This is a genomic window from Arcanobacterium pluranimalium (assembly GCF_016907845.1).
Classification (GTDB): domain Bacteria; phylum Actinomycetota; class Actinomycetes; order Actinomycetales; family Actinomycetaceae; genus Arcanobacterium_A; species Arcanobacterium_A pluranimalium.
The window spans coordinates 236429-258430 of the sequence record NZ_JAFBCS010000001.1 but is presented as its reverse complement, the minus strand read 5'-3'; the positions used below and the strand labels follow the sequence as shown (position 1 = coordinate 258430).

Annotated in this window: 13 protein-coding genes; 5 read left to right on the top strand and 8 right to left on the bottom strand. The window is 53.8% G+C overall.

The annotated features are described in order from the left end of the window. Positions 1-18: 18 nt before the first annotated feature. Both hrpA and JOD55_RS01015 read right to left on the bottom strand, forming a co-directional pair. The gene (hrpA, locus tag JOD55_RS01020; protein WP_338022168.1) at positions 19-4239 is read right to left on the bottom strand and encodes an ATP-dependent RNA helicase HrpA; all 4221 of its coding nucleotides are present in this window, start codon (positions 4237-4239) and stop codon (positions 19-21) included. Between the two features lie 229 nt (positions 4240-4468). After that, positions 4469-5908 carry a cation:dicarboxylate symporter family transporter gene (locus tag JOD55_RS01015; protein ID WP_204397874.1) on the bottom strand — a complete coding sequence of 480 codons (1440 nt, stop codon included), beginning with the start codon at positions 5906-5908 and terminating at the stop codon, positions 4469-4471. Between the two features lie 183 nt (positions 5909-6091). On the opposite strand from JOD55_RS01015, the gene JOD55_RS01010 reads away from it, so the two are divergent. From JOD55_RS01010 to JOD55_RS00990, 5 genes are all read left to right on the top strand, one after another. Beyond that, positions 6092-7234 carry a lipid II:glycine glycyltransferase FemX gene (locus JOD55_RS01010; protein WP_204397872.1) on the top strand — a complete coding sequence of 381 codons (1143 nt, stop codon included), beginning with the start codon at positions 6092-6094 and terminating at the stop codon, positions 7232-7234. Between the two features lie 207 nt (positions 7235-7441). Further along, entirely contained in the window at positions 7442-9601 is a 2160-nt protein-coding gene (gene nrdD, locus JOD55_RS01005) for an anaerobic ribonucleoside-triphosphate reductase (protein ID WP_204397870.1), read from the top strand. A 33-nt stretch (positions 9602-9634) separates the two neighbouring features. Beyond that, positions 9635-10177, top strand: a complete 543-nt coding sequence (gene nrdG / locus JOD55_RS01000; RefSeq protein WP_239538925.1) for an anaerobic ribonucleoside-triphosphate reductase activating protein — start codon at positions 9635-9637, stop codon at positions 10175-10177. Between the two features lie 122 nt (positions 10178-10299). Beyond that, positions 10300-11334 (top strand): endonuclease/exonuclease/phosphatase family protein, encoded by a 1035-nt coding sequence (locus JOD55_RS00995; RefSeq protein WP_204397868.1) that lies wholly within the window; start codon positions 10300-10302, stop codon positions 11332-11334. 55 nt (positions 11335-11389) lie between these two features. Then, positions 11390-11704 carry a hypothetical protein gene (locus JOD55_RS00990; protein ID WP_204399785.1) on the top strand — a complete coding sequence of 105 codons (315 nt, stop codon included), beginning with the start codon at positions 11390-11392 and terminating at the stop codon, positions 11702-11704. A gap of 54 nt (positions 11705-11758) precedes the next feature. Here JOD55_RS00990 and JOD55_RS00985 read toward each other — a convergent pair whose 3' ends face one another. From JOD55_RS00985 to JOD55_RS09280, 6 genes are all read right to left on the bottom strand, one after another. Further along, positions 11759-12868: an App1 family protein gene (locus JOD55_RS00985; protein WP_204397866.1), complete on the bottom strand. Its 1110-nt coding sequence runs from the start codon at positions 12866-12868 to the stop codon at positions 11759-11761. A gap of 145 nt (positions 12869-13013) precedes the next feature. Then, positions 13014-13769, bottom strand: a complete 756-nt coding sequence (locus JOD55_RS00980) for a GntR family transcriptional regulator (protein WP_204397864.1) — start codon at positions 13767-13769, stop codon at positions 13014-13016. A 40-nt stretch (positions 13770-13809) separates the two neighbouring features. Continuing rightward, positions 13810-14832, bottom strand: coding sequence for a substrate-binding domain-containing protein (locus JOD55_RS00975; protein WP_204397862.1), 1023 nt, complete (start codon positions 14830-14832; stop codon positions 13810-13812). A gap of 208 nt (positions 14833-15040) precedes the next feature. Further along, positions 15041-17182, bottom strand: a complete 2142-nt coding sequence (locus JOD55_RS00970) for a beta-glucosidase (protein ID WP_204397861.1) — start codon at positions 17180-17182, stop codon at positions 15041-15043. A 166-nt stretch (positions 17183-17348) separates the two neighbouring features. Beyond that, the gene (gene pgm, locus JOD55_RS00965; RefSeq protein ID WP_204397860.1) at positions 17349-19028 is read right to left on the bottom strand and encodes a phosphoglucomutase (alpha-D-glucose-1,6-bisphosphate-dependent); all 1680 of its coding nucleotides are present in this window, start codon (positions 19026-19028) and stop codon (positions 17349-17351) included. Positions 19029-19110: 82 nt separating this feature from the next. Next, on the bottom strand, positions 19111-21966 hold the full coding sequence (locus JOD55_RS09280; protein WP_204397859.1) for a lysylphosphatidylglycerol synthase domain-containing protein: 2856 nt from the start codon (positions 21964-21966) through the stop codon (positions 19111-19113). Positions 21967-22002 lie beyond the last annotated feature (36 nt).

Below are 22002 nucleotides of genomic sequence, written 5' to 3'. Positions count from 1 at the left end.
TTTGCACTGATCCGCTAGCTACCTCCCGAGTAGCTTCTTAATCCTCTGAGGTGAGACTTTCACGCGCGTGCCTAGCTGCTGAGCAAATAGCGAAACCCGCAATTCTTCCACCAGCCATCGTGCTTGCACCAATACGGCTGCGCGCGCGGCGTCGTACTCCACCTGCTCAAACTCTTCGCGCTCGCGGTTTACCAGCTCTTCAATATCCGCCACCTGCCATGCGAGCGCATCGTCAGCCGCCGGATTATTAGCCGCTTTCGTGATGCGCAGGCCTGCGGCCTTCAAGAAACGCGGCAAATCGGGCAAATACTCCTCGGGAGTGGCAAAAATGAAGCCATCAAAAATGAGCGCGGTAATCTGTTCACGCACGTCATGCACCGTATTGATCAGCGCCACCGACGTATTCTCCCGGATCAAAGCCTCAACATCTCCCCAGGCCTGCAATACGCGCACCACAATCTGTGCCAGCCGGTACGTCTCGTCTTCAATACGGTCGCGCACATAAGCGCGTAGCTGCTCGAACTCTGCCGCACGTCGAACTCTACCCAGCGGAGTTTTTTCTTGTTTCGCCCATTTCTGCGCAACGTTCCGTGCCGCTGTAAGTTGCAAATCTGCCACAAGAGCTGCGGTATTTTTATAAGGCGACGCCGCGAGCGTGAGCGACTCTGCCCCGGTCCAACGTGAGGTAATGCGCCCCTCGGGAAGCGCCGTCTGCCTGTACACGAGGTGGATGACGCCGTTGCGGTGCTCGCGTACCTGCTCAGCGGGTTCAGCCAACACTCGTAGCTGCACAGAACCACCCGTTACAACGAACGCCGGATACCCGCGCACAACCATGGCATGCGGGCCCTCTGTTTCGATTACCGCAGGCAATTCGCCCTCTTTTATTTGAGCCCAATCGTGGATATCGTCCACCGAATCGCTGAGGATTCCTGCGCGAGATTTCGCTTCAGCAGCGATCTGCGCCTTGCGGGATTCCACTTCCCGCTGGCGTTGATCCTTGCGCGCACTTGCCTCCTGATCAGCCAAAATAGCGTCTCGCGCTTCGTCGAGAGCGCGAGCCACCGCTCCCTTGACCACTGATTCCACCGCGGAGCGCGTCTGCGGAGCTAAGGCTCGTTGTAGTGCCGTAAGTGACGTGCCCTCGTCAAGCACGGCGCCGCGCTCAGAGCGCACACAGAACGTGATCACAAGGTGAGGCGGCAACTCCACCTCAGCCCAAGCGTCGTCGTCGATATCGAAACCACGCAACGTGCGCACAGCCTGTGTGAACGCCTGCGCGAAACTTGGCGCACCCACCTGCCCGTGCGCAACAGAATCCCAAGGCGGTAACAGCGCCACGATCTTGCTGGCCACGTCCGGTGCTGGCACCAGATTGCGCCGCACCCGCTTCGGCAGCGCGCGAATCGTTGCGACCGTGAGCTCCTCAATCATGCCCGGCACGAGCCAGTCAAAGCCCGCATCCTCCAATTGCGGCAGGAGAGTAACTGGCACGTCAATCCGCAGGCCATCGGTATGGCTACCTGGGCTAAAGCTATAAGTAATCGGGAGTGTTACGTCGCCTTGTACCCATTCCTTGGGGAAATCAGCATCATCCACACTCGTTTTGCCAAGTAAGAACTCTTGCGTGAAATTCAGCAGATCAGGGCGTTTATGCTGTGCTTTCTTCCACCACGAGTCGAAATGCCTGCCCGAAACGATGGAACCGGGTAGCCGCTCGTCGAAGAACGTGAATTGCGCGGCGTCGTCTGCCACTAAACCGTGCTGGCGAGTGCGTGCCTCCACCTCGAGCGCCTGCTCAAGCGCTTGTTTATTGTGCTTGGCGAAAGCGTGGTGCGTGCGCCACTGATTCTCCACCAGACCATGCCGGATAAACATCTCGCGGGCGAGCTCGCGCGCTTCAGGCGTACCTACCTTCGCCAGCAGACTCTGCCGATCCGCCACGATGGTCATGCCATAAAGCGTAACTTTCTCGTGTACCATCGCCGCACCCTGGCGGTTTGCCCAGAACGGCTCGGAATATTGCGTCTTGACCAGGTGTTTCGCGGCGCGCTCGATCCACGCTGGATCAATCTGGCCCACCGTGCGGGCGAAGAGTCGCGAGGTTTCTACCAGCTCAGAGGCCATAACCCACGCTGGAGTGCGTCGGTGCAAGCCTGATCCTGGCCAGATTACGAAATGAGTGCCGCGCGCGCCAGCGTAGTCACGCTTGCGTTCGTCCCAATTTCCCAGGTTGGAGAGGAGTCCGACCAGTAGCGCCCGGTGGATTGCGTCCGCAGCGGGAGCGTCCGACGACGCCGCCACAGCTTTCACCGCGTCGGTCACGTTGCGGTTTTGGGTAACGTCCGCACCTGTTTGAACTGCTTCTTCGATCTGCCGAACTGTGGGTATGGTGATCTGTTTGAGAGCTAAACCGAGCGGCTTGGCAAGTTGCCGAAGCTGCGTTACTACGTCTTGCCACTCACGGAAACGCAGCCAGTTGAGGTATTCGCTGCGGCATAAGCGGCGAAACGCGGATCCAGAAAGATCGCGTTGTTGGGTGCGCAGGTAACGCCACAAATTGAGATAGGCGAGGAAGTCTGAGCGTGGATCGGTAAAGCGTGCGTGGAGTTGGTCTGCTTGCGCCTGAAATTCCGCAGGTCTTTCGCGCACGTCCTGCACAGACATCGCAGCTACCAACACCAATATTTCTGCAGCGCAGCCGTTATCGGCTCCGGCAAGCAAAATTCTTCCTAGGCGAGGATCGATAGGCAGACGTGCGAGTTGGCGGCCAATTTTTGTGAGTCGTGGCTTGCGGGCGCCGATACCTAATTCAACCGCACCGATTTCTTCGAGTAACTGTAATCCGGCTCGAATGGCGCGCATATCGGGTGGATCAATAAATGGGAAGTCTTCCACGGCACCCAAGCCCAATGAGGTCATTTGTAGGATTACCGCAGCTAAAGAAGTGCGTTGAATTTCTGGCTCGGTAAATTGCTCGCGGCTTGCAAAATCGTCCTCAGAGTAAAGGCGAATGGCGATACCGTCTGCCACACGCCCGCATCGCCCGGCGCGCTGATTGGCTGAGGCTTGCGAAATCGCCTCAATCGGGAGGCGTTGCACTTTGGTTTTATTGGAAAAGCGCGAGATGCGGGCTGTGCCTGGGTCGATCACATAGCGAATACCAGGCACAGTGATAGACGTTTCGGCAATATTGGTGGCGAGAATGATTCGCCGATGCTGGTGAGGTGCAAAAATGCGGTGCTGCTCGCCAGCTGAAAGCCGAGCGAAAAGGGGCAGCACTTCCACCGCTCCTGGAATATTGGAGCTCCCACCAGGTTCGATATAGCGCACGCCCAGATCATCACGGAATGCTTTCTGTGTTTCGTGAATCTCGCCCTCACCGGAGAGAAACACCAGAATATCGCCAGGGCCTTCGGCGAAAAGTTCCTCGGCGGCGTCGATAATCCCCGTAATCTGATCGCGCGGATCGGCTGGTGCGTCCACGTATTGTGCCTGCGTATTGGTGTGTTGCGTGGTATCTCGCCCCGCGTCTTGCCCGACGACGGTATGCTCTCCTGCGTGACGTGAGTGACCTTCGTGCGCACCCAACTCGGCGTCGGTATCGAGCGGTCGGTAACGGATTTCAACTGGATAGGTTCGCCCTGAAACCTCGATGATCGGCGCTACTTTTCCAGCCCCGCCGCCGTACATATACGTGCCAAAATGCTCGGCAAAGCGCTGCGAATCGATGGTCGCCGACGTAATAATGAGCTTGAGATCAGGGCGTTTTGGCAGTAGCTGCGCGAGGTAGCCGAGTAAGAAATCAATATTGAGCGAGCGCTCATGAGCCTCGTCGATAATGATCGTATCGTATTTGCGCAGCTCAGGATCAGATTGGATTTCTGCAAGTAAAATGCCGTCGGTCATCAACTTCACCAGAGTGGAATCGGAAACTTCCTCAGTGAAGCGCACTTGGAAACCGATTGCCCCGCCCAGTTTCACGCCCAACTCAGAGCAAATACGCTCAGCCACTGAGCGCGCTGCGATGCGTCGTGGTTGAGTATGCCCGATCATTCCCTTGATTCCGCGCCCAATTTCCAAGCAAATTTTCGGAAGCTGGGTGGTTTTTCCCGAACCAGTTTCGCCCGAGATGATTACTACCTGATTGTTGCGGATCGCTTCAGCAATATCGTCTTTGCGCGCAGATACAGGGAGTTCAGCGGGGTATGTGATAGTGGGAACGGCTTTTTCTTTCACGGGGTAATTCTGCCATGTTCTGTGGCGTCGGGAAATTTACGGAATATACAAGGGGTGGATGTTGCGTTGGGTGTGGGCGCTGAGGGTGTGTAGGACGCCGGTGGTGCAGATGGTCAGGAAGCTCGCTTTGGTGTGTGGTTGTGGTCTCCTTGCTGGGGAACTGAGCGTACGGCATCTAACGCAATCGCACTTCAACACCGCAGCCCAGTGCGCCCATACCCAATACCACCTAGTACGCTGCGTGGTTCTTGACTTCGTCGGGAAGCACTGGCTGCGGCGTTGGAAGCATACGGTCGGCTGGGTTAATCGGTTTTGGCGGACGCTTGAGGTTGTACTCAGTATCGTGTTCATCCACGCCAATTGCCGAATAGTCGAATGGGTGCTCACCGTGCAACACTGCCTGCGCACGCTCAAGGTCGAGCGCGTTCGTCCATTGCCCAATCACAAAGGTTGCGATGGCATTTCCTGAGAAGTTGGTGAGCGCACGCGCTTCAGACATAAATCGGTCGATTCCCACAATCACACCAACGCCGTCGAGCATGTCGGGGCGGTATGCTTGCAAACCTCCTGCTAGCGTGGCTAGTCCTGCGCCGGTGACGCCCGCCGCACCCTTCGAGGCAATAATCATAAACACGAGCATGCCGATTTGCTCGCTCATCGACATCGGCTTGCCCATCGCGTGTGAAATAAACACCGCCGACATCGTCAAATAGATCGCGGTTCCGTCGAGATTGAAGGAATAGCCCGTCGGCACCACGATGCCCACGGTAGGTTTCGCCACGCCCGCGTGCTCCATTTTCGCCATCAGGTTCGGGAGCGCAGATTCTGACGACGACGTTGCCACGATCAGCAGGTATTCACGCGCGAGGTACTTCATCAGGAGGAATACGTTGATCCTCGTGGTGGCATAGAGGATCGATCCCAAAATCACCACGATAAACAAGAAGCAGGTGATATAGAACGCCACCATAACCAGACCGAGCTGTGCGATAGCCTTAGCGCCAGTTTTGCCTACCACTGCGGCTATTGCACCAAATGCGCCGATTGGGGCGATCCAAAGAATCATGATAAGGATTCGGAAAACAAGTTTTTGGAGGAGACCGATGGCACGCAAAATTGGCTCGCCCTGCTTTCCCAGGCGTTGTACCGCAAATCCCACCAAAAGGGATATAAACAGTGTTTGTAGCACCGAGCCAGAAGTGAGCGAGCTAAAGATCGTATTGGGAATGATGCTTTGGATGAACGCAATAGTGCCGCCTGCACCTTCCGCTTTCTGTGCGAATTCAGCTCCGGCGCCTGGCTCGATTTTGAGGCCGTCTCCTGGGTGAATGAAGTTGCCAACTATCAGACCGATAGCTAGCGCGAAGGTAGACATTACGAGGAAGTAAACGAGCGCCAACAATCCCGTTTTTCCTACCGACGCCGCCGAACGTACCGAGCCGATTCCCAGCACAATCGTGCAGAAAATTACTGGCGAGATCATCATCTTAATGAGACCTACGAACGACGTGCCCAGCCATGCGAGGCTTGTTGCAAAGCTTGGAGCAGTTAGACCAAGTGCAATACCTGCGATAACTGCCACTATCACCATGATGTAGAGCCAGTGTGTACGGTCGCGCCGTGGCTTTTTCGGCTCAACGATTACGGGATCGTTTTCATGAATTGCCATCATAACCTCCGTTGGTTGATGTAGTATGCGATAAACATCCTCAGAGCTGCGAGTCTATCCGAGTCTAAAGTCCTATTCAATGACTTTTGGAATTTTGTGGGTGATTTGTGACGTGTTTGCGAATAAGATCAATCACCCGAGGAACCTTGCGTGAAATACTGGTTTACGTAGAGAAGGTGGACAATGTTTACAGTGCAGGATGTAGATTTCGCTACTTTTGAGCGAGAAGCCGAAGAAAACGGCGTCGAACTGCCCCTCGAGCAAACCGAGATCTGGGCGAAGTTCCAAGGTGACGTGCCAGGGCGAACCCCTTGGAAGAATCTAGTGGTCAAGAGCTCTGACGCTGCTAAGTCTACCTGTGCATTGGTGAGTTTCATTGAGTACGAAACCCACGGCTATCGCTATCTACGAGCAGTTCACGGTCCGATTTATGTGGGTGTGGCTTGCGTAGAGGCTGAGCGTGCGCAAAATTCCGCTGATGCCACGCATTCTCTCAATCCTTCAACTTCGCCTAATTCCTCAACGTCGCTCAGTCCCGCAGTCTCCTCGCCACATAGTCTTGTTAATCCCGCCTGGGAGCGTGAGATTCTTGCTGCTATCAGTGCTTTTGTGAAGAAAACCCATCCTAAAGTGGTGTTTATGCGCCTTGCAGTGCAGCACTACTTTTCTGCGGAGTGTGCGTCGTTATGTTATCCAGTGCTTTCTACCCGACCTTATGATTCGACGGTGATTATCGATCTTCGCGGCACTACAGACGACGTTCTCTCCCGTATGAAACGGCGCGGACGGCGCGATGTGAACAAGGCGCTAAGGGAGTCGCCGGCAGTGTGCGCGGACGAAACAGAGCAGGCCGCGGCGTCATTCGTCGAATATTATTCGGTCATGGAAGATACGGCACAGCGTGACGGCTTCGTACCGGCACCACAGGGCGATTTTGAGCGTATGTTGGCGTTCCTCGGGCCTGAGCATTGCCGTGTGTATGCGGCACGCGTTGATGGACAATTGGTGGCGTGGTCGATTGTGACGATTCAGCATACTCGCGCCACCCGCTATTATGCCGCGATGTGTACGTCGGCAATGCGAGATTTTGTGAGTGATCTGCTCGTTTTCTACGAACTTTGTGAGCTTCCAAAGCGTGGCGTGATCGATTATGACCTGATGGGAATTGGTAGTTCGTTTAACGAATCTCTTCTCGGACTCAATCCGTTCAAGACGAAGTTTAGTCAAGATGTAGTTTCGGTAGCGCCCGACGCCGATATCCCGCTTCGGCAGGTGTTCTATCGGTGTTTGCGTGTCGCTAAGTGGCTACGATCTTTCAAAAAATGACCATCGCTTCGCAGCAATATTTGCCGCAAAAATGACTCTTAGATCACGCCCGATTTGGGACTTAAGGGCTATGTGTGGGCATTTCTCCAGCAATGGGAAATTTGGAAAAATTCGCAGCAAATAAAACGGGTGTGTTGGAACTAGATAAGCGCACCTCGCGAGCTCTAAACTCAACATCTAGTGGTTGATAATGAAAGGAAGCACAAGATGTTGGTTGATTCGATAACCTCTGCCGGCACAATGGTCGTGAAGCGAGACGGGCGAAAAGTACGTTTTGACCCTTCGAAGATCTATCGCGCCGTCTACCTTGCATTGAACAACCAAGGAATCGACGACCATCCTTTCGTGATGCAAGCAGTTCGCGGCGTCATCGCTGCACTTCCTGAGGGTGAACTGGACATCGCCACGATCCAGACGGCGATTGAAAACTTCCTGATGTCGTCCAAGTATCCAGACGTAGCGCGTGCTTACATCGAATATCGTCATGATCGCGACATTGCACGCGAAGAGAATATGGATGTCACACACTCGGTTGGAAAACTCCTCAAACGCGACAAAACTGTGGTTAACGAAAACGCTAACAAGGATTCCACTGTGTTTAATACACAGCGTGACCTCACCGCAGGTTCCGTGGCAAAAGCTTATGCCTTGCGCTCGATGCTTCCGCGCGCAGTGGCAAATGCCCACATCAAAGGCGAGATTCATTTCCACGACCTCGACTACAACCCTTTCCAGCCGATGACCAATTGCTGCCTGATCGACATTGAAGGCATGCTCAAAGACGGTTTCCAGATCGGCAATGCGCGAGTCGAATCGCCGCGCTCAATTAACACCGCCACGGCACAAATCGCTCAGATCATCGCAAATGTGGCGTCCTCGCAGTATGGAGGGGCTTCGGTTGATCGTACCGACGAAGTGCTCGCTCCCTATGCCGAGATGAACTTTGCCAAGCATATGCACGACGCCGAGCAGTGGGTGGCTCCCGATCTACGCCAAGACTACGCATGGACGAAAACCCGCAAAGACATCTACGATGCCATGCAATCGCTCGAATACGAGATCAACACGCTCTATTCGTCGAACGGTCAAACACCTTTCGTCACTCTTGGGTTTGGGCTTGGTACCAGCGAGTTTGAACGCGAGATCCAGCGGGCAATCTTGCAGGTGCGCATTAAAGGAATTGGTCGCGACCGCCATACAGCGATTTTCCCCAAGCTGGTATTCGGTTTGCGCCGCGGCGTTAACCTTGACGCAGCCGATCCTAATTACGACATCAAACAGCTCGCGCTGGAATGCTCCACGAAACGTATGTATCCTGACGTGCTCTCGTATGACAAAATCACCGAACTAGAGGGCGATTATAAAGCTCCGATGGGCTGCCGTTCATTCCTGCCAAAGTGGGTTGATCCAGAAACCGGCGAGGCGGTGAACGCGGGACGTAACAACCTTGGCGTCGTCACCCTCAATATTCCGCGTATCGCTATTGAAGCTCACGGTGAGCAGGAGCGCTTCTGGAGAATCTTCGATGAACGAATGGAAGTGGTCAAGCAGGCGCTACTCTTCCGTATCAATCGTTGCGAGGACGCTACCCCTGCTAACGCGCCAATTCTGTACAAGTACGGCGCGTTCGGGAAGCGGGTGGATGACGCCGAAACGAGCGTTTCCGAGTTCTTCCAGAATCATCGTGCCACCGTGTCGATCGGATATATTGGCCTGTATGAGGCTGCTACCTGCTTTTATGGTCCAGACTGGGAGTCGAATCCACAGGCAAAGGAATTCACGCTCGATATTGTGCGCCGGCTCAATGATTATGCAGCTGAGTGGAAGAGAGAGTATCCGTACTGGTTCTCCGTTTATTCGACGCCGTCGGAGTCGCTAACTGATCGATTCTGCCGCCTTGATCAGGCAAAATTTGGCAAGATTGCCGATATTACCGACAAAGACTACTACACAAATTCCTTCCATTACGACGTGCGCAAGAAGATCACGCCTTTTGAAAAGATCGACTTCGAAAAGGACTATGCACAGTACACCAAGGGTGGATTCATCCATTACTGTGAGTATCCGAAGCTAACACACAATGTGGCAGCGCTCGAGGCGGTGTGGGACTACGCATACGATAAAGTGGCATATTTGGGCACAAACACCCCGATTGATCACTGCTATAACTGCGGTTTCCAAGGTGAATTCAATCCCACAGCTGAGGGCTTCAAATGCCCTGATTGTGGCAATGAAGACCCTGCTACCTGTGATGTTGTGAAGCGTACCTGTGGTTACTTGGGAAATCCTCAAAAGCGCCCGATGGTGCATGGCCGGCATGTGGAAATTTCTTCGCGTGTGAAACATATGGACGGGCCGCTGCAATGATGTTCGAACGGTACGGTGTCCCCGAGGTGAGAATTGCCTGAAAAGGACGAACACGGAATTGTGCAGCCCAGCCCCTGTGAATGGAGCGGGGCTGCACTGTCACAGGGATATATAGCGGATTACAAGCCGTTTAATTTTGTGGACGGCGAAGGCGTGCGCTGCTCGCTTTACGTATCAGGTTGCCCATTTCGCTGTCCTGGCTGTTACAACCGTGCAGCTCAGAGCTTCAAATACGGCACTCTCTACACTCAAGAACTCGAAGAGAAAATTCTTACCGATTTAGCTCAGCCTTATGTGGCAGGACTCTCGCTACTTGGCGGCGAGCCTTTTCTCAACACGCCCATACTTATCCCGCTGGCGAAGCGTGTGCGCGATACTTTCGGCGCGGACAAAACCATTTGGGTGTGGTCAGGATACACTCATGAGCAGCTCTTAGCCGATACGCCCGACAAGCGCGAACTGCTCGATTTATGCGATGTGCTGGTTGATGGACCTTTTATACAGTCTCTCTATCACCACGATTTGGCGTTTCGCGGATCGAAAAATCAGCGCATAATTCACCTGCGCGCCAAGTAATTCTCTAGTACGCTCAGGAAGCGTTCAGCCAGCATAAGGAAACTCCCAGCGAAAATCGGTAGGATCAAACTTGCGGTCAAGAGCTGTATGAATATTTGAGTCTCGGAGGAATTAGGAAGTATATGGGCATCATTTTGGGAATTGCTTCGCTTCTATGCGCGCTGTTTGCGGCGATCACAGTAAAACCAGATTTTGTTCCTTTTCTTCCAAATCCCGTCTTGACTGAACCGTTTGCGCAACTCTTAGCGATGCGAGGCGTGCTGGCGGTAGTTTTTGTGGGACTCGGCGTCTTACTGCTGTTGATCAGCGTTATTTTGCGTGGGTTCCTTCGCAGATTTTGGCTCACGCGAATTTCGGCAGTGGTTTTGATTATTGCGGGTCTTATTCACGCCGGCGTGGTGTGCGACCGCGGCATTAATAATCCTGACCGCTTACCCAAAGATCAAGGTATCTCGGGCGCGCAGCATGGCGATGGCTCGCTCACAGTGCTTTCTTATAACACTTTGGGTGGGGCTACAAACACCGATCAGTTGGCCGATGTGATCGTCAACAACGGGGTAGACGTGGTGTCGCTTCCAGAAACCTCCACCAAACGTGGCCAAGAACTACTCGCTGAACTGCAAAAACACGGAATGAAATTCCAGATATTCACCACAGAAACACCGAAGTGGAACCCAGAATTTAGCTCTACTATCCTCCTTGTCTCGGAATCGCTCGGAAAGTACAAAAAGGTTTCACTACCGATGCAGGACGTACCGGAACTTTCAATCGTCAGTGCTGAACCGGCGTCGGGAAATGGACCGAAAATCATCGCCGCACATCCAATCGCTCCGACGCATCGCAACATAGACCTATGGAAACGGGAAATTTCGGCCGTCTACGGACTTTGTGAATCGCAGAAAAATTACATACTAGCAGGGGATTTCAACTCAACTGTGGATCACCAGAACGCACTCGGCGCCAATTGTGCGGACGCCGTCGCGGAAGCAGGATCGGCAGGTCTGGGTACCTGGCCAGCAAGTATGCCAGCGTTGTTGAGCGCCCCGATTGATCGAGTTCTTCACGACGGCGCTACCTACCGAGGGCAAAAGGCGACGACGGTGCGTATCGGAAACTCCGATCACCGCGGCATTCTTGTTCGCTTAGGGCAACAGTAAATGAGTTATTTTCCAAGTTTACGTAGGATTGAAGAAACCCGTTGAAGGAGTGATTATGGGATTTTTGAGAACCTTGACTGTAGCCGGTATTGGATATGTGCTCGGTGCACGTGCGGGACGCGAGCGCTACGAGCAGATTAAGACGCAGGCATCCAAGGTCTGGAATTCGGCGAGCGTACAGTCTGGGCGTGAAAAGGCAAAGGAAACGGCATCGCAGACTTTCCATCAGGCTTCCGAAGCTGCGGCAGCCAAGGCTAAAGGTGCAGTTCAATTTGCTTCGGAAATGGTCAAGGAAAAGACTGCTGAGCTGAAAGAACGATCCACAGATTCGGATTTTCAGCCAGAGATTAAAGTTGAGCCGATTAATTAATCACTAGCGTTAATTAATCACAAGCGTGCACTAGCTTGAAAAATATGGAGGCGGTCACGGGCGAATTTCGCGAAATTTCGTGAGAAGCTCGTGGCCGTCTTTTCCGCGGATAACTGGCACACCGTGGCGCTCAATATCGGAATCTTCGCGGGCGCTTTCCTTAGGATCGGGAGTACCGTGAGAAAGAACTTGTTCTACCGGGTTGAGCTCTCGCAATGCGATGAGATCGACTCGTGATGGGTGTTCGCGGGCAAGTTCGTCGTAGATGAGAGGATCGTGTTGGCCGTCGTCGCCCACCAAAGTCCACTCGATATTGGGGAACATAATCAAAAGATTTCGCAGCTGCGTCTTTTTGTGCTCCTGGCCTGAGCGGAAAAGTCCGGTGGGAGTTGGCCCCCAATCCGTCATAAGCAGCGGACCTACCGGGAAACGGAATGTGGAAAGGAATATTTCCAGAGTGGAGAAAGTATTCCAAGCGCCCGTCGAAAGATAAAACACCGGTGCATCGGGGTGCTCTTGCAAAATATTTCGGTAGAAATTAGCCATACCCGAGACAGTCTTACGTGAGTTTGTGTGCACCACAAAGGAATTCCACGCGGCAAGAGCAGCACGCGGAAGCCACGTGACCATAATCGTATCGTCAATATCCGAAACCAGACCTTTCGTTGCCGTTGGAGAAACGATCATCACAGGTGCTTTGACGGCTTCACCAGCAGCGGGAATGAGTTCTACTTCGTGCCAGCCGGGTGTGAGGCCATGATTTTCAACAAGTAAGTCAATGTAACCATTGCGGTCAGTACGAGTCTTAATACGTTTGTCGCCCACAACAACTGTGACTGGCAGGAAACCCACCTGAGTGGTGAAGAATTGCCGCCAACCGCGCTGCGCTTCGGCTCCTGTTTCAATTGCCAGCTCAGCTATATCGCGAACGGCATTAATAGCAGGATTTTTGTGTACTGAATTGCGTAATTTGTCTAGATCAAATAAGGAAGAGCCTTCCTTTGGATCTGCCATCAGCGCGCGTGCCAGGATTTTTACAGCTGAGGTTGAGCCATAGCCACTGAACGGGACGATTTGTGGCAGCCAGCCCTCCCGGCGTCGTCGAACAATTCCGCGCCGGTTAAAATTTTCCTCAATTGAGCGAGCGATGTCTGCAAGAGCCATAGCATCATCCTACTTGGTTTGAGGAATGGGCAGGTAGTTGGAAAAAGTGGGCTAGAACAGTATTTTTATACTTGTTACGACTTGCGAAAGGGTCCAGCTTGCGCAAACGACATGACTTGTCACAACTCCCGCTAAGCCACAGCTGCTACGACGCAGGAACTTGTGAAAAAACTGTGGAGTCATAGCGGTACCGGTCACCCCGATAAGAGTGGTACCCCCATTCGACGATCTTTCCCTCGGCGTCAAAAGCCGTGCGCTCAATGGTGAGTATCGGATCGCGAGTGGTGATGCCCAAAAGCCGCGCAACCGGGCGCTTTGGGCGCTGCGCGCCAACGCTTTGCCGTGTTGAAGCGATGGTAATTCCGAGCTGCTGCAAATGCTGATATAACCCCACGGTGAGCAGCTGTTCAGGGTTCGGTGCGTAGTGGAACGGAAGCCAGTTGTAAAGAATCGCAACCGGAACGCCGTCTTTCGATCTTAAACGCTCCAGTTCAAGCACATCAGAGCCAATCGGGCACTCCAAGCGCCGCGCGATAGTTTCATCTGCCTGCCATTTTTGGTATCGCAGGATTTGGGTATTGGAGACGCCACCGGAACGCCGTATGTCGTTGAATAACGACGACGGCTCCTGGAGTCTGTGTCGCGGTTTAGGGGCGACGACGGTACCGAAACCCCGGCGTCGTAAGAGCAGACCCTGATCAACGAGAGTTTGTAAAGCGTGCCGGGTGGTAGGCCGCGAGACTCGCAGCCGTGAAGCAAGTGAAAGTTCGTTTTCAATCAAAGTCCCCGGTGCGATATCGCCGGCGATGATTGCCTGCTGTATTGGATAGGAAATTTGCTCGTGGAGGGGAACGTCAAGGCTACGATCAAGCGAAATTTGTGGTTTCCACACTTGTGCCATTTTTCGTGCTCCGTTTGTTTTTCGTTCTCAACTCGCGTTCTTACAGCATACGCGATTCGAGGGGAATCTGCGCTCGCGGTCCGGTGCTTTGACGTTCCACGAACGTCGTCGGCACTGTGATAACGCGCCGGTCGCGCCGTGAACGGTTATCGGCCTGCCAGATTAGTGAAAGGGCAGCTTGCTCTCCGATTTCGTAACTTCCCGATGAGAGCGATGATAGCTCAGGTTCGGCGATAGTGCAGGTGATCGAATCGTCGATTCCGATAACGGAGACGTCGCGAGGGACGTTAAAACCTTTCTTCGCCGCTGCTTTCATGAAACCACAGGCCATGAGGTCGTTATATGCTAAGACGGCGGAGGTAGGGTTCGTGCACCATTCGTCGGCTGCTCGTTGGCCGCCTTCAAAATCAGGCGTGTAGTTTTGGGTACGGATAAGTGATATGCCTGTTTCTGCAGCTTTGGCTTGGGCTGCGCGCCACCGCATGGCATTCGCCCACGAGAGTTCTGGGCCGCACACATACGTCAATTTGCAATGGCCAAGACGTGCCAAATGTTCACATATTTGCCCGATTCCGTGCGACGTATCAGGCACCACGCAGGTGTGACCCTCCGAGTATCGATGCAATAATACGAGAGGCCGCGTCTTTTCAATTTTCAGGATTGAAGCAGGTGATAAGCGTGAAGCTGCCAGAGCTATCCCATCTACGGTATCGAGAATATGCATCACAGATCGCCGCTCAAGAGCTTCATTTTCCTGAGAGTTGAGAATGATCACCGAATAATTATTCTTCGTTGCGGTGGCCTGAAAACCTGCGAGCATCGAAGCATAAACGGGATTCGAGAGATCCGCGAGCACAAATGCGAGCGTATGGTTCTCTTCGCGCTGATCAGAATAGGAAGCACCCACTGCGTGGAAGCCCAATTTACGAGCCACATCGAAAATATGTGCCGAAGTATCAGCGCTCACTCGTCCCGGATTGGAAAACGCGCGCGAAACGGTTGATGGAGAAACCTTAGCTTCCCGGGCAACATCATAAATTGTGACTCGCTTCGGCTTCGGCACACTTCCCACCACCTTGGATTCGACTTTGTATCGGCGTTCATTACGCGCAATCTCCGGTATTTCCTTACCTAGATACTATCAATAAGCTTCAGAAATAGCGGAGATTGCGCTGTAAACAAATATCTAATCCCAGTGAGACGCTGACCTTTGAAAAAGACGTGAGTGAGACGCTGACCTTTGAAAAAGACGTGAAGAAACTCGCGTTCCTTTAGAGGTCTATTGTGGCCGTGAGTGGGGTGTTTTCGGAAGAATTGCCCACGTAAATCGTGTATTCGCCTGGCATCGTGACGAAGTCGTCCACGTTGCGATCCCAGACGCCGAATGGGTGCGACGACGCCGCGAGATCAAGCGTCACGGTCACGCGTTGCGTCTCACCTGCGGGCAGATAGACGCGCTGGAAACCGACGAGTCGTTTTGGTGGCTGCCCTGCAACCGGAATCCCGAGGTAGACCTGCACAACCTCGGCACCCGCGCGTCGTCCTGTATTAGTGACGTTTGCGGCGACGCGTACCTTGCCATGAGCACCGGCTCCGGTGTGAACGTCGTCGGTAGTGACCTCGAGGTGCGAGATATCGAACGTGGTATAAGACAGGCCGAATCCAAACTCAAACATCGGTTTGATCTGCTGGGATTGATGCCAGCGGTAGCCCATATTGAGGCCTTCGGAGTATCGCATAACTGGATAACCAGCACCTTCATCAACGCCAGGATAGCGTGACGGGTCATTCGCTACACACGTGTCGTTTTCCGAGGCAGGGTAGCTAATGGGGAGTTTAGCTGAGGGATTGACGACGCCGAAGAGCACGTCCGAAACTGCGTGACCGTCCTCTTCGCCCTGGTTGAAACATTCAAGAATGGAGCTCACTTTATCGCGCCACGGCATCATGATCGGATCGCCGTCTTTGAGCACGAGCACGGTGCGTGGGTTGATGCCCAACAAAGCGTTGAGCATTTCGTTCTGACGCTTTGGCAGATTCGCATCCGGCTGGTCTTTGCCCTCAGTTGTGATCAGACCAGCCATCACAACGACTGTGTCGGCAGCGGCAACAGCGCTTCGTGCTTCGTCGAGGTTGCTCATATCGTCAGCGACGGTAAATACCTCGACGCTGTTGGAAGCTCCGAGCTCTTCGAGAACGTCAATCATGCCTTCGCGCGGCGGCACTTCATAAAGTGGAATCACCTGCGAGGAGCCGCCGCCACAGTTGGCAATATTATTCGCAAAATCGTCGATTCCCACAATGAGAATATTTCCGGCGGTAGCTGGGTCGAGCGGGAGTAATGGCTCGTCTCCAAGTTCGGCAACGGCGTCGTTCTTCAACAGAACAATCACGCGAGCTGCGGCTTCGCGGGCGAAAGCTCCTCCGGCTTCGACGTCGATCGGCGTAACTTCGTAAACATTATCAAACTGCCCAAACTTAAACATTTGGGTGTAACGGCGAATGAGGGCGCGATTAATGGTTTTCTCTTCCAAAATGCACTGGTCGAGAGCATGTTGGATATTGTCCATGTTCATCCAATTGTGATCAGGCATTTCGTGATCCAAGCCCGCGTTGAGCGACTGCGCCGTTGAGCGCACAGCCCAAAAATCGGACTGGACGTAACCAGTGAAGCCCCAATCTTCGCGCAAAACTTTCGTGAGCAACCAATAGTTTTCACAGCCATAGGTTCCGTTGAGACGCTGGTAGGAGCCCATGAGGCAGCCAACTTCGCCATCCTTAACGGTCATTTCAAAGGGAAGCAGGTAGAGTTCGCGCATCACATTCTCGTCGCACTGCACATCGTAGCGGAAGCGCTGTTCTTCTTCGTCGTTCAAGGCAAAATGCTTCGCTTCGGCGATGATTCCCTGGTCTTGGATTCCGCGGGTTACGTTCACGCCCATGACGCCTGAGAGATATGGATCTTCGGAGAAATACTCAAAATTTCGCCCGCCGGTGATGATTCGGGCAAGGCACATTCCAGGACCTTCCAGCAGGTGCTGGCCAAGTGCCCTGGTTTCAGTGCCAGCCAGTTCGCCGTAGCGATAGGCGAGTTCAGGGTCGAATGTGGCAGCCAGTCCGAGTGTAGCTGGGAGCGCTGTTGCAGGTGGAGACGGCGTGCCGTCGCCCATTCCCACGCCTACAGGTCCATTCGTGATATTGAAACGCGGAATACCTAGCTCTTCAACTGGATCGGCGTGACGCCAAATGCGCAGCTGGTTGATTTCTGGATCGTCAATGTCGAGCTTGTAGGGGTTGATGGTTTGCATAGCACCGCCAAGCTGATCAACTTTTTGCTCGAGCGTCATATGCTCAACGAGGAGACGGGCGCGTTCAGCCGGTTCGAGTGAGGTATTTTCCCAAGGACGGGTCATGTGAACTCCTTTTGTGCATCCTTGCAAGGATTTCTGCCTTATTTTTCTAATCTAGGCAGAAATCCCAGATTATGTGGTTGGATTGCCAAAAGTTGCCACACGCTCCCACCTGACCTGCTCAGGCTGATCGAGCCGAGCTGATCGAGCCGAGCTGATCGAACGAGGATCACGCGCCCAGCGCGGCGCTCACCACTTTCTTAGCCTCTTCTTGCACCTGAGCGAGATGTTCGGCGCCTTTGAAAGACTCGGCATAAATCTTATAGACGTCCTCAGTTCCGGATGGACGCGCAGCAAACCAAGCATTTTCAGTGGTCACTTTCAAACCGCCAATTGGTGCATCATTTCCTGGCGCTCGCACCAAGCGGGCAGTGATCGGTTCACCTGCGAGTTCAGTAGCGGTAACATCGTCAGGAGATAGCGCGCCAAGTTTGGCTTTCTGCTCCTTGGTGGCCGCAGCATCGATGCGCGCGTAGGCCGATTTGCCGTATTGATCGGTGAGTTCGCGGTGCAGAATCGAGGGCGTCTTACCAGTCACGGCGAGAATTTCTGCTGCTAGCAGGTTCATTACCAGGCCATCTTTATCGGTGGTCCACACTGTGCCGTTCTTACGCAAGAACGAAGCACCTGCCGACTCCTCGCCACCAAAACCGGTCGTGCCCGAAATCAGCCCCGGCACAAACCACTTAAATCCAACCGGCACTTCTACCAGCTTCTTACCCATGCCTGCCACAACCCGGTCGATCAACGACGACGAAACGAGCGTTTTGCCCACAGCGTCGGTATTCCACTGCTCACGGTGGGTGAAGAGGTATTGGATAGCGACGGCGAGGTAGTGGTTCGGATTCATTAGCCCAGCATCTGGGGTGACGATTCCGTGTCGATCCGAATCGGCGTCGTTGCCGGTAGCAATATCAAACGCCGTATTTCCCTGCGCGTCTGTGGTCATACGCTCAAGCAAAGATGCCATCGCATGAGGTGAGGAGCAGTCCATGCGGATTTTTCCATCCCAGTCAAGCGTCATAAAACGCCAGGTAGGATCCACCTCAGGGTTGACGACGGTCAAGTCGATTCCGTAGCGTTCAGCGATCGCTCCCCAGTACTGTGCGGAAGCGCCACCCATCGGATCAGCGCCAATGCGCACACCGGCGTCGCGAATAACATCAAAGTCGACGACGGACGCAAGATCCTCAACGTAAGAGGAAAGGTAGTCGTGACCACGCGTCGTCTCCGCCGCTACTGCCTGCTCAAACGGAATACGCTTGACGCTCTTCCAACCTTCGCGCAAAATCTCGTTGGCGCGAGCGGCGATCACGCTGGTTGCATCAGAGTCGGCCGGCCCGCCATGTGGGGGATTGTATTTGAATCCGCCGTCTCGAGGTGGGTTGTGTGAAGGAGTAATGACGATCCCATCAGCCAACCCAGGGCCGTATGTGCGCACGCCGTCGCTCTTACCTGCGCCATTAGCAGTGAGGATCGCGAGCGACACCGCGGGCGTCGGAGTCCAGGAATTGCGCGCGTCGATGCGCACTTCAACTCCGTTAGCTGCCAATACTTCAAGGGCTGTGCGTTCAGCTGGCTCAGAAAGCGCATGGGTATCGCGCCCGATATAGAGCGGGCCGTCGATACCTTGACTATTGCGATATTCAACGATTGCCTGAGTTGTGGCAACGATATGAGCTTCGTTGAAAGCGCCATCAAAAGCGCTTCCGCGATGCCCTGAAGTGCCAAAAACAACCGCTTGATCAGGGCTATTTACATCAGGTTCGCAATCGTAATATGCACTAACGAGTGCATCAACGTCGATAAGATCTTCTGATTGAGCAGGTTTGCCAGCGCGTTGGTTCATATGCTTATTGTCTCATTGAAAACGACTACGCGAAAGATTTCAGGGGTAAGCCCATGAAATTCGCAGTGTTTTGCTGCGAATATCAGATGATATTTCGCCGATCAGCGATTCTCAAGGCCAACCAACCGATCGGCACGCGACCCCAGAATGTGAACAGGCGGTAGAGCACAGCAGTGGAAAATGCCACCGAATATGGAACGCCGGCGATGGCTAAGCCACCCGTCAACGCTGCCTCAACTGGTCCGATACCGCCCGGCGATGGCACAGCCGATCCAACTGAGTTCGCCACAAGATAAGTAACGGCCAAGGTAACGATAGGAAGTTCATACCCAAAGGATTTGAGGGCGAAACCAAAACACAACACAAAGGCTGCGCTCATAATCACCGAGCCAGCGAGTCCGAGTAAAATGCGCTGCGGGTGAGTACCAAGCCATAGCATTCGCGGCCAAACTTGGATTAGCGAGGGCTTCACTTTGGCCCAAATCCACGTGCGCAGCTTCGGGATCAAGAAAAGCACCCCGATCACTGATAATACAATTCCGATCACCGTTAGCGTCGGTGCTGATGGCGCGGAGAAAGAGGTGATTTGGCCAGAGACGAGTGTGAGCACAAAAAGTAGCAATAAGGTAGTGACCAACTGCGCTAGCTGCACTAACGAAACCGTAGCGAGCGCCGCCGTCGTCGCCACCCCTCGTTTTTGAAGAAAACGCAAGTTCAATGCAGCAGGGCCAATACCTGCTGGCGCCACCAAAGTAACCACTGAGGCTGCTACCTGCACCAAAACCGAATCGCGCAGCGGTAAGCGTTCGGGAGTGTAGGCTTTGAGCGTGATACCAGCGCCGATGTACGTCACTAGGCCTGCGATAAAGGAAGAAACCATCCAGAATACCGAGGCCTCTTGAATCGCTTCGGAAACGTCTTGAAAATTCATCGAGCCAAGCAGCAAATATATTGCTACCACGCCGATAGTTACGGTCACGATCGTCTTGATCGAGAAACGGCGCAAGGTAACTGGTTCGGCGGAGCTCGTTTCAGGAACTTCGATTTGCAGGGAATCGCGCAGCTCTTGGAATTTTTTATTGCCTTTGAAGGCTTCGCGCGTTTGGCTTGGCATGATCGTGCGCTGCAAGAATGGTGCAAGAGACACGATTTGGTCGAGTGGAATTGAGCGTTTCAGTGAAGCGACGGCGCGCTGAACTCCGAAAACGCTAGCAAACATCGAGACGGTTTGCGCAAGATCAATGCGTCGGGCGGTGTCGGGTGCATTGATTGAACCAGCTTGCCAGGCTCGCAGTTGCAAGCCTTTTTCGGTGACGGTCACGTGATTACGCGTGATACTTCCGTGGCATAAACCGTGCTGGTGAGCGAGCAATAATTCGCCCCAAAAGGCATCGAGCTGGGCATCTGTAATGTGTGCCGTGCTGTGTTCTGAAAGCACCGGATCTGAAATCGCCCGGTTAATGACCAAGATTGAGGATTCATTTCCGCTGGTTGAATGAAAACGCACGGGCGCAATCCCTGCATGCTCAGTGCTGAGCATCATGAGAGTCATTTGTTCGGCGGCTTCCGCCAAGGTTTGAGGGCGACGACGGAATGCCAGCTTAAGCCTTATCTTTTCCCACGCACCCTCAAGCAGACCGAGGATTTTACGATCTTCATCGAGCACAAAGACGTGAAAGTGTTCGCCATGAACATCGGTGGCTATGTAGTTGCGCGAGACTTCGCTTGACGAAGTAAACGTGAACTTCTGGCAGGCAGTCTCCCGCAGCGAGCGAACGTCGATGTGTGGTGCATCGGAGATACTATCGGCGGCCTGGAGATTTTCGGCGGCAGATACGAGATGCCGCGCGTCGATCTCGGTTTTGTACTCGGAGGATTCGTGGGCGGTTGCGCTGGTTGCGTCGCTGCCGCTGGTTGCGGTGCCTGGCGTTTCGACTCCTACGGTTGTGCTGGTTGTGCTGGTTGCAGAAGTTGCGGCGCTGGCGCCGGTTGTTGTGCCGCTGGCGCCGGTTGTTGTGCCGCTGGCGGCTTTGTCGCTTAAGGCATCGTCAGCATCGCTGGATTGGGACTGTGCGCCAGATCCGGTGAGGAATTTGCGCAGTTGCACGAGTCCTTGCAGGTCAGAATACCCAATGGGGGCTGTTGTGATAACGTTCCATGCTCTGATTTCTTCGTCGTCGCGCAGGGCGTCCACTCGAATCAGCTCAGCGACGTCGATTTGTGCACGGCGAACGAGGTCTACCAGGTCTTTTCCGGTCGCTCGATCCGGCTCGGAGCCAATCAACCAGCGCGCAAACATACCGGCTGCAATACCGAGCGAAACGGTGATCAGCGCTCCGGTGATTGTTTGTTGCCCTTGTAGCACCGAAAATATCACGACGGCGCCGAGTAGCCACCAGCCGATTCGCACAATTTGTGAGCGTTTACTTGAACCCATCACTGTGAGGAATGCGCAGATCACCGACACATATGGCAGCAACGAAATGAACGACTGAATCGTCAGTGCCTCCACATATTGGCTGGTAAACGTCGATTGTGGCCACCACCGTTCGGCCACCATCGAAATAAGTTGGGCGATTCCTACGGCTATGGTTGCAGCGAGAAGCGCCGTGCCAATCGTGCGCCAGCGGCGTCGTACGACGGCGTAAGCGAAGAGAAACGCTGGTAGAACGAACGAGACGAGGCCTTCGAGCACATTGACGGGTACGAGAAGCACGGTTTGGATTACCGACGACGTCGCTGTACGCACGTCCGATGTGACGGCGAGCGTGGTGGTTTGAGCGTAGACGGCCAAAAATCCGGAAAAGATTGTGAAGAGCAGCGCAAATATTGCTCCAACGAGGTCGGCCGGATGGCGTACCCACTGCTGTGGAGCGTCCACTAAAACCACAGTTCGGCGTGGCCCTAGTGGCATTTGATTGCTGATTTCATCATTCACACAGCTTATTTTACTTGGAGATACGCAAAAATTCTG

Coding starts and splice junctions, on each gene's coding strand:
- JOD55_RS01015 (WP_204397874.1), bottom strand. CDS start 5,908: ATGGCAATTCATGAAAACGATCCCGTAATCGTTGAGCCGAAAAAGCCA.
- JOD55_RS00990 (WP_204399785.1), top strand. CDS start 11,390: ATGGGATTTTTGAGAACCTTGACTGTAGCCGGTATTGGATATGTGCTC.
- pgm (WP_204397860.1), bottom strand. CDS start 19,028: ATGAACCAACGCGCTGGCAAACCTGCTCAATCAGAAGATCTTATCGAC.
- JOD55_RS00995 (WP_204397868.1), top strand. CDS start 10,300: ATGGGCATCATTTTGGGAATTGCTTCGCTTCTATGCGCGCTGTTTGCG.
- JOD55_RS01010 (WP_204397872.1), top strand. CDS start 6,092: ATGTTTACAGTGCAGGATGTAGATTTCGCTACTTTTGAGCGAGAAGCC.
- nrdD (WP_204397870.1), top strand. CDS start 7,442: ATGTTGGTTGATTCGATAACCTCTGCCGGCACAATGGTCGTGAAGCGA.
- JOD55_RS00970 (WP_204397861.1), bottom strand. CDS start 17,182: ATGACCCGTCCTTGGGAAAATACCTCACTCGAACCGGCTGAACGCGCC.
- JOD55_RS00985 (WP_204397866.1), bottom strand. CDS start 12,868: ATGGCTCTTGCAGACATCGCTCGCTCAATTGAGGAAAATTTTAACCGG.
- JOD55_RS00980 (WP_204397864.1), bottom strand. CDS start 13,769: ATGGCACAAGTGTGGAAACCACAAATTTCGCTTGATCGTAGCCTTGAC.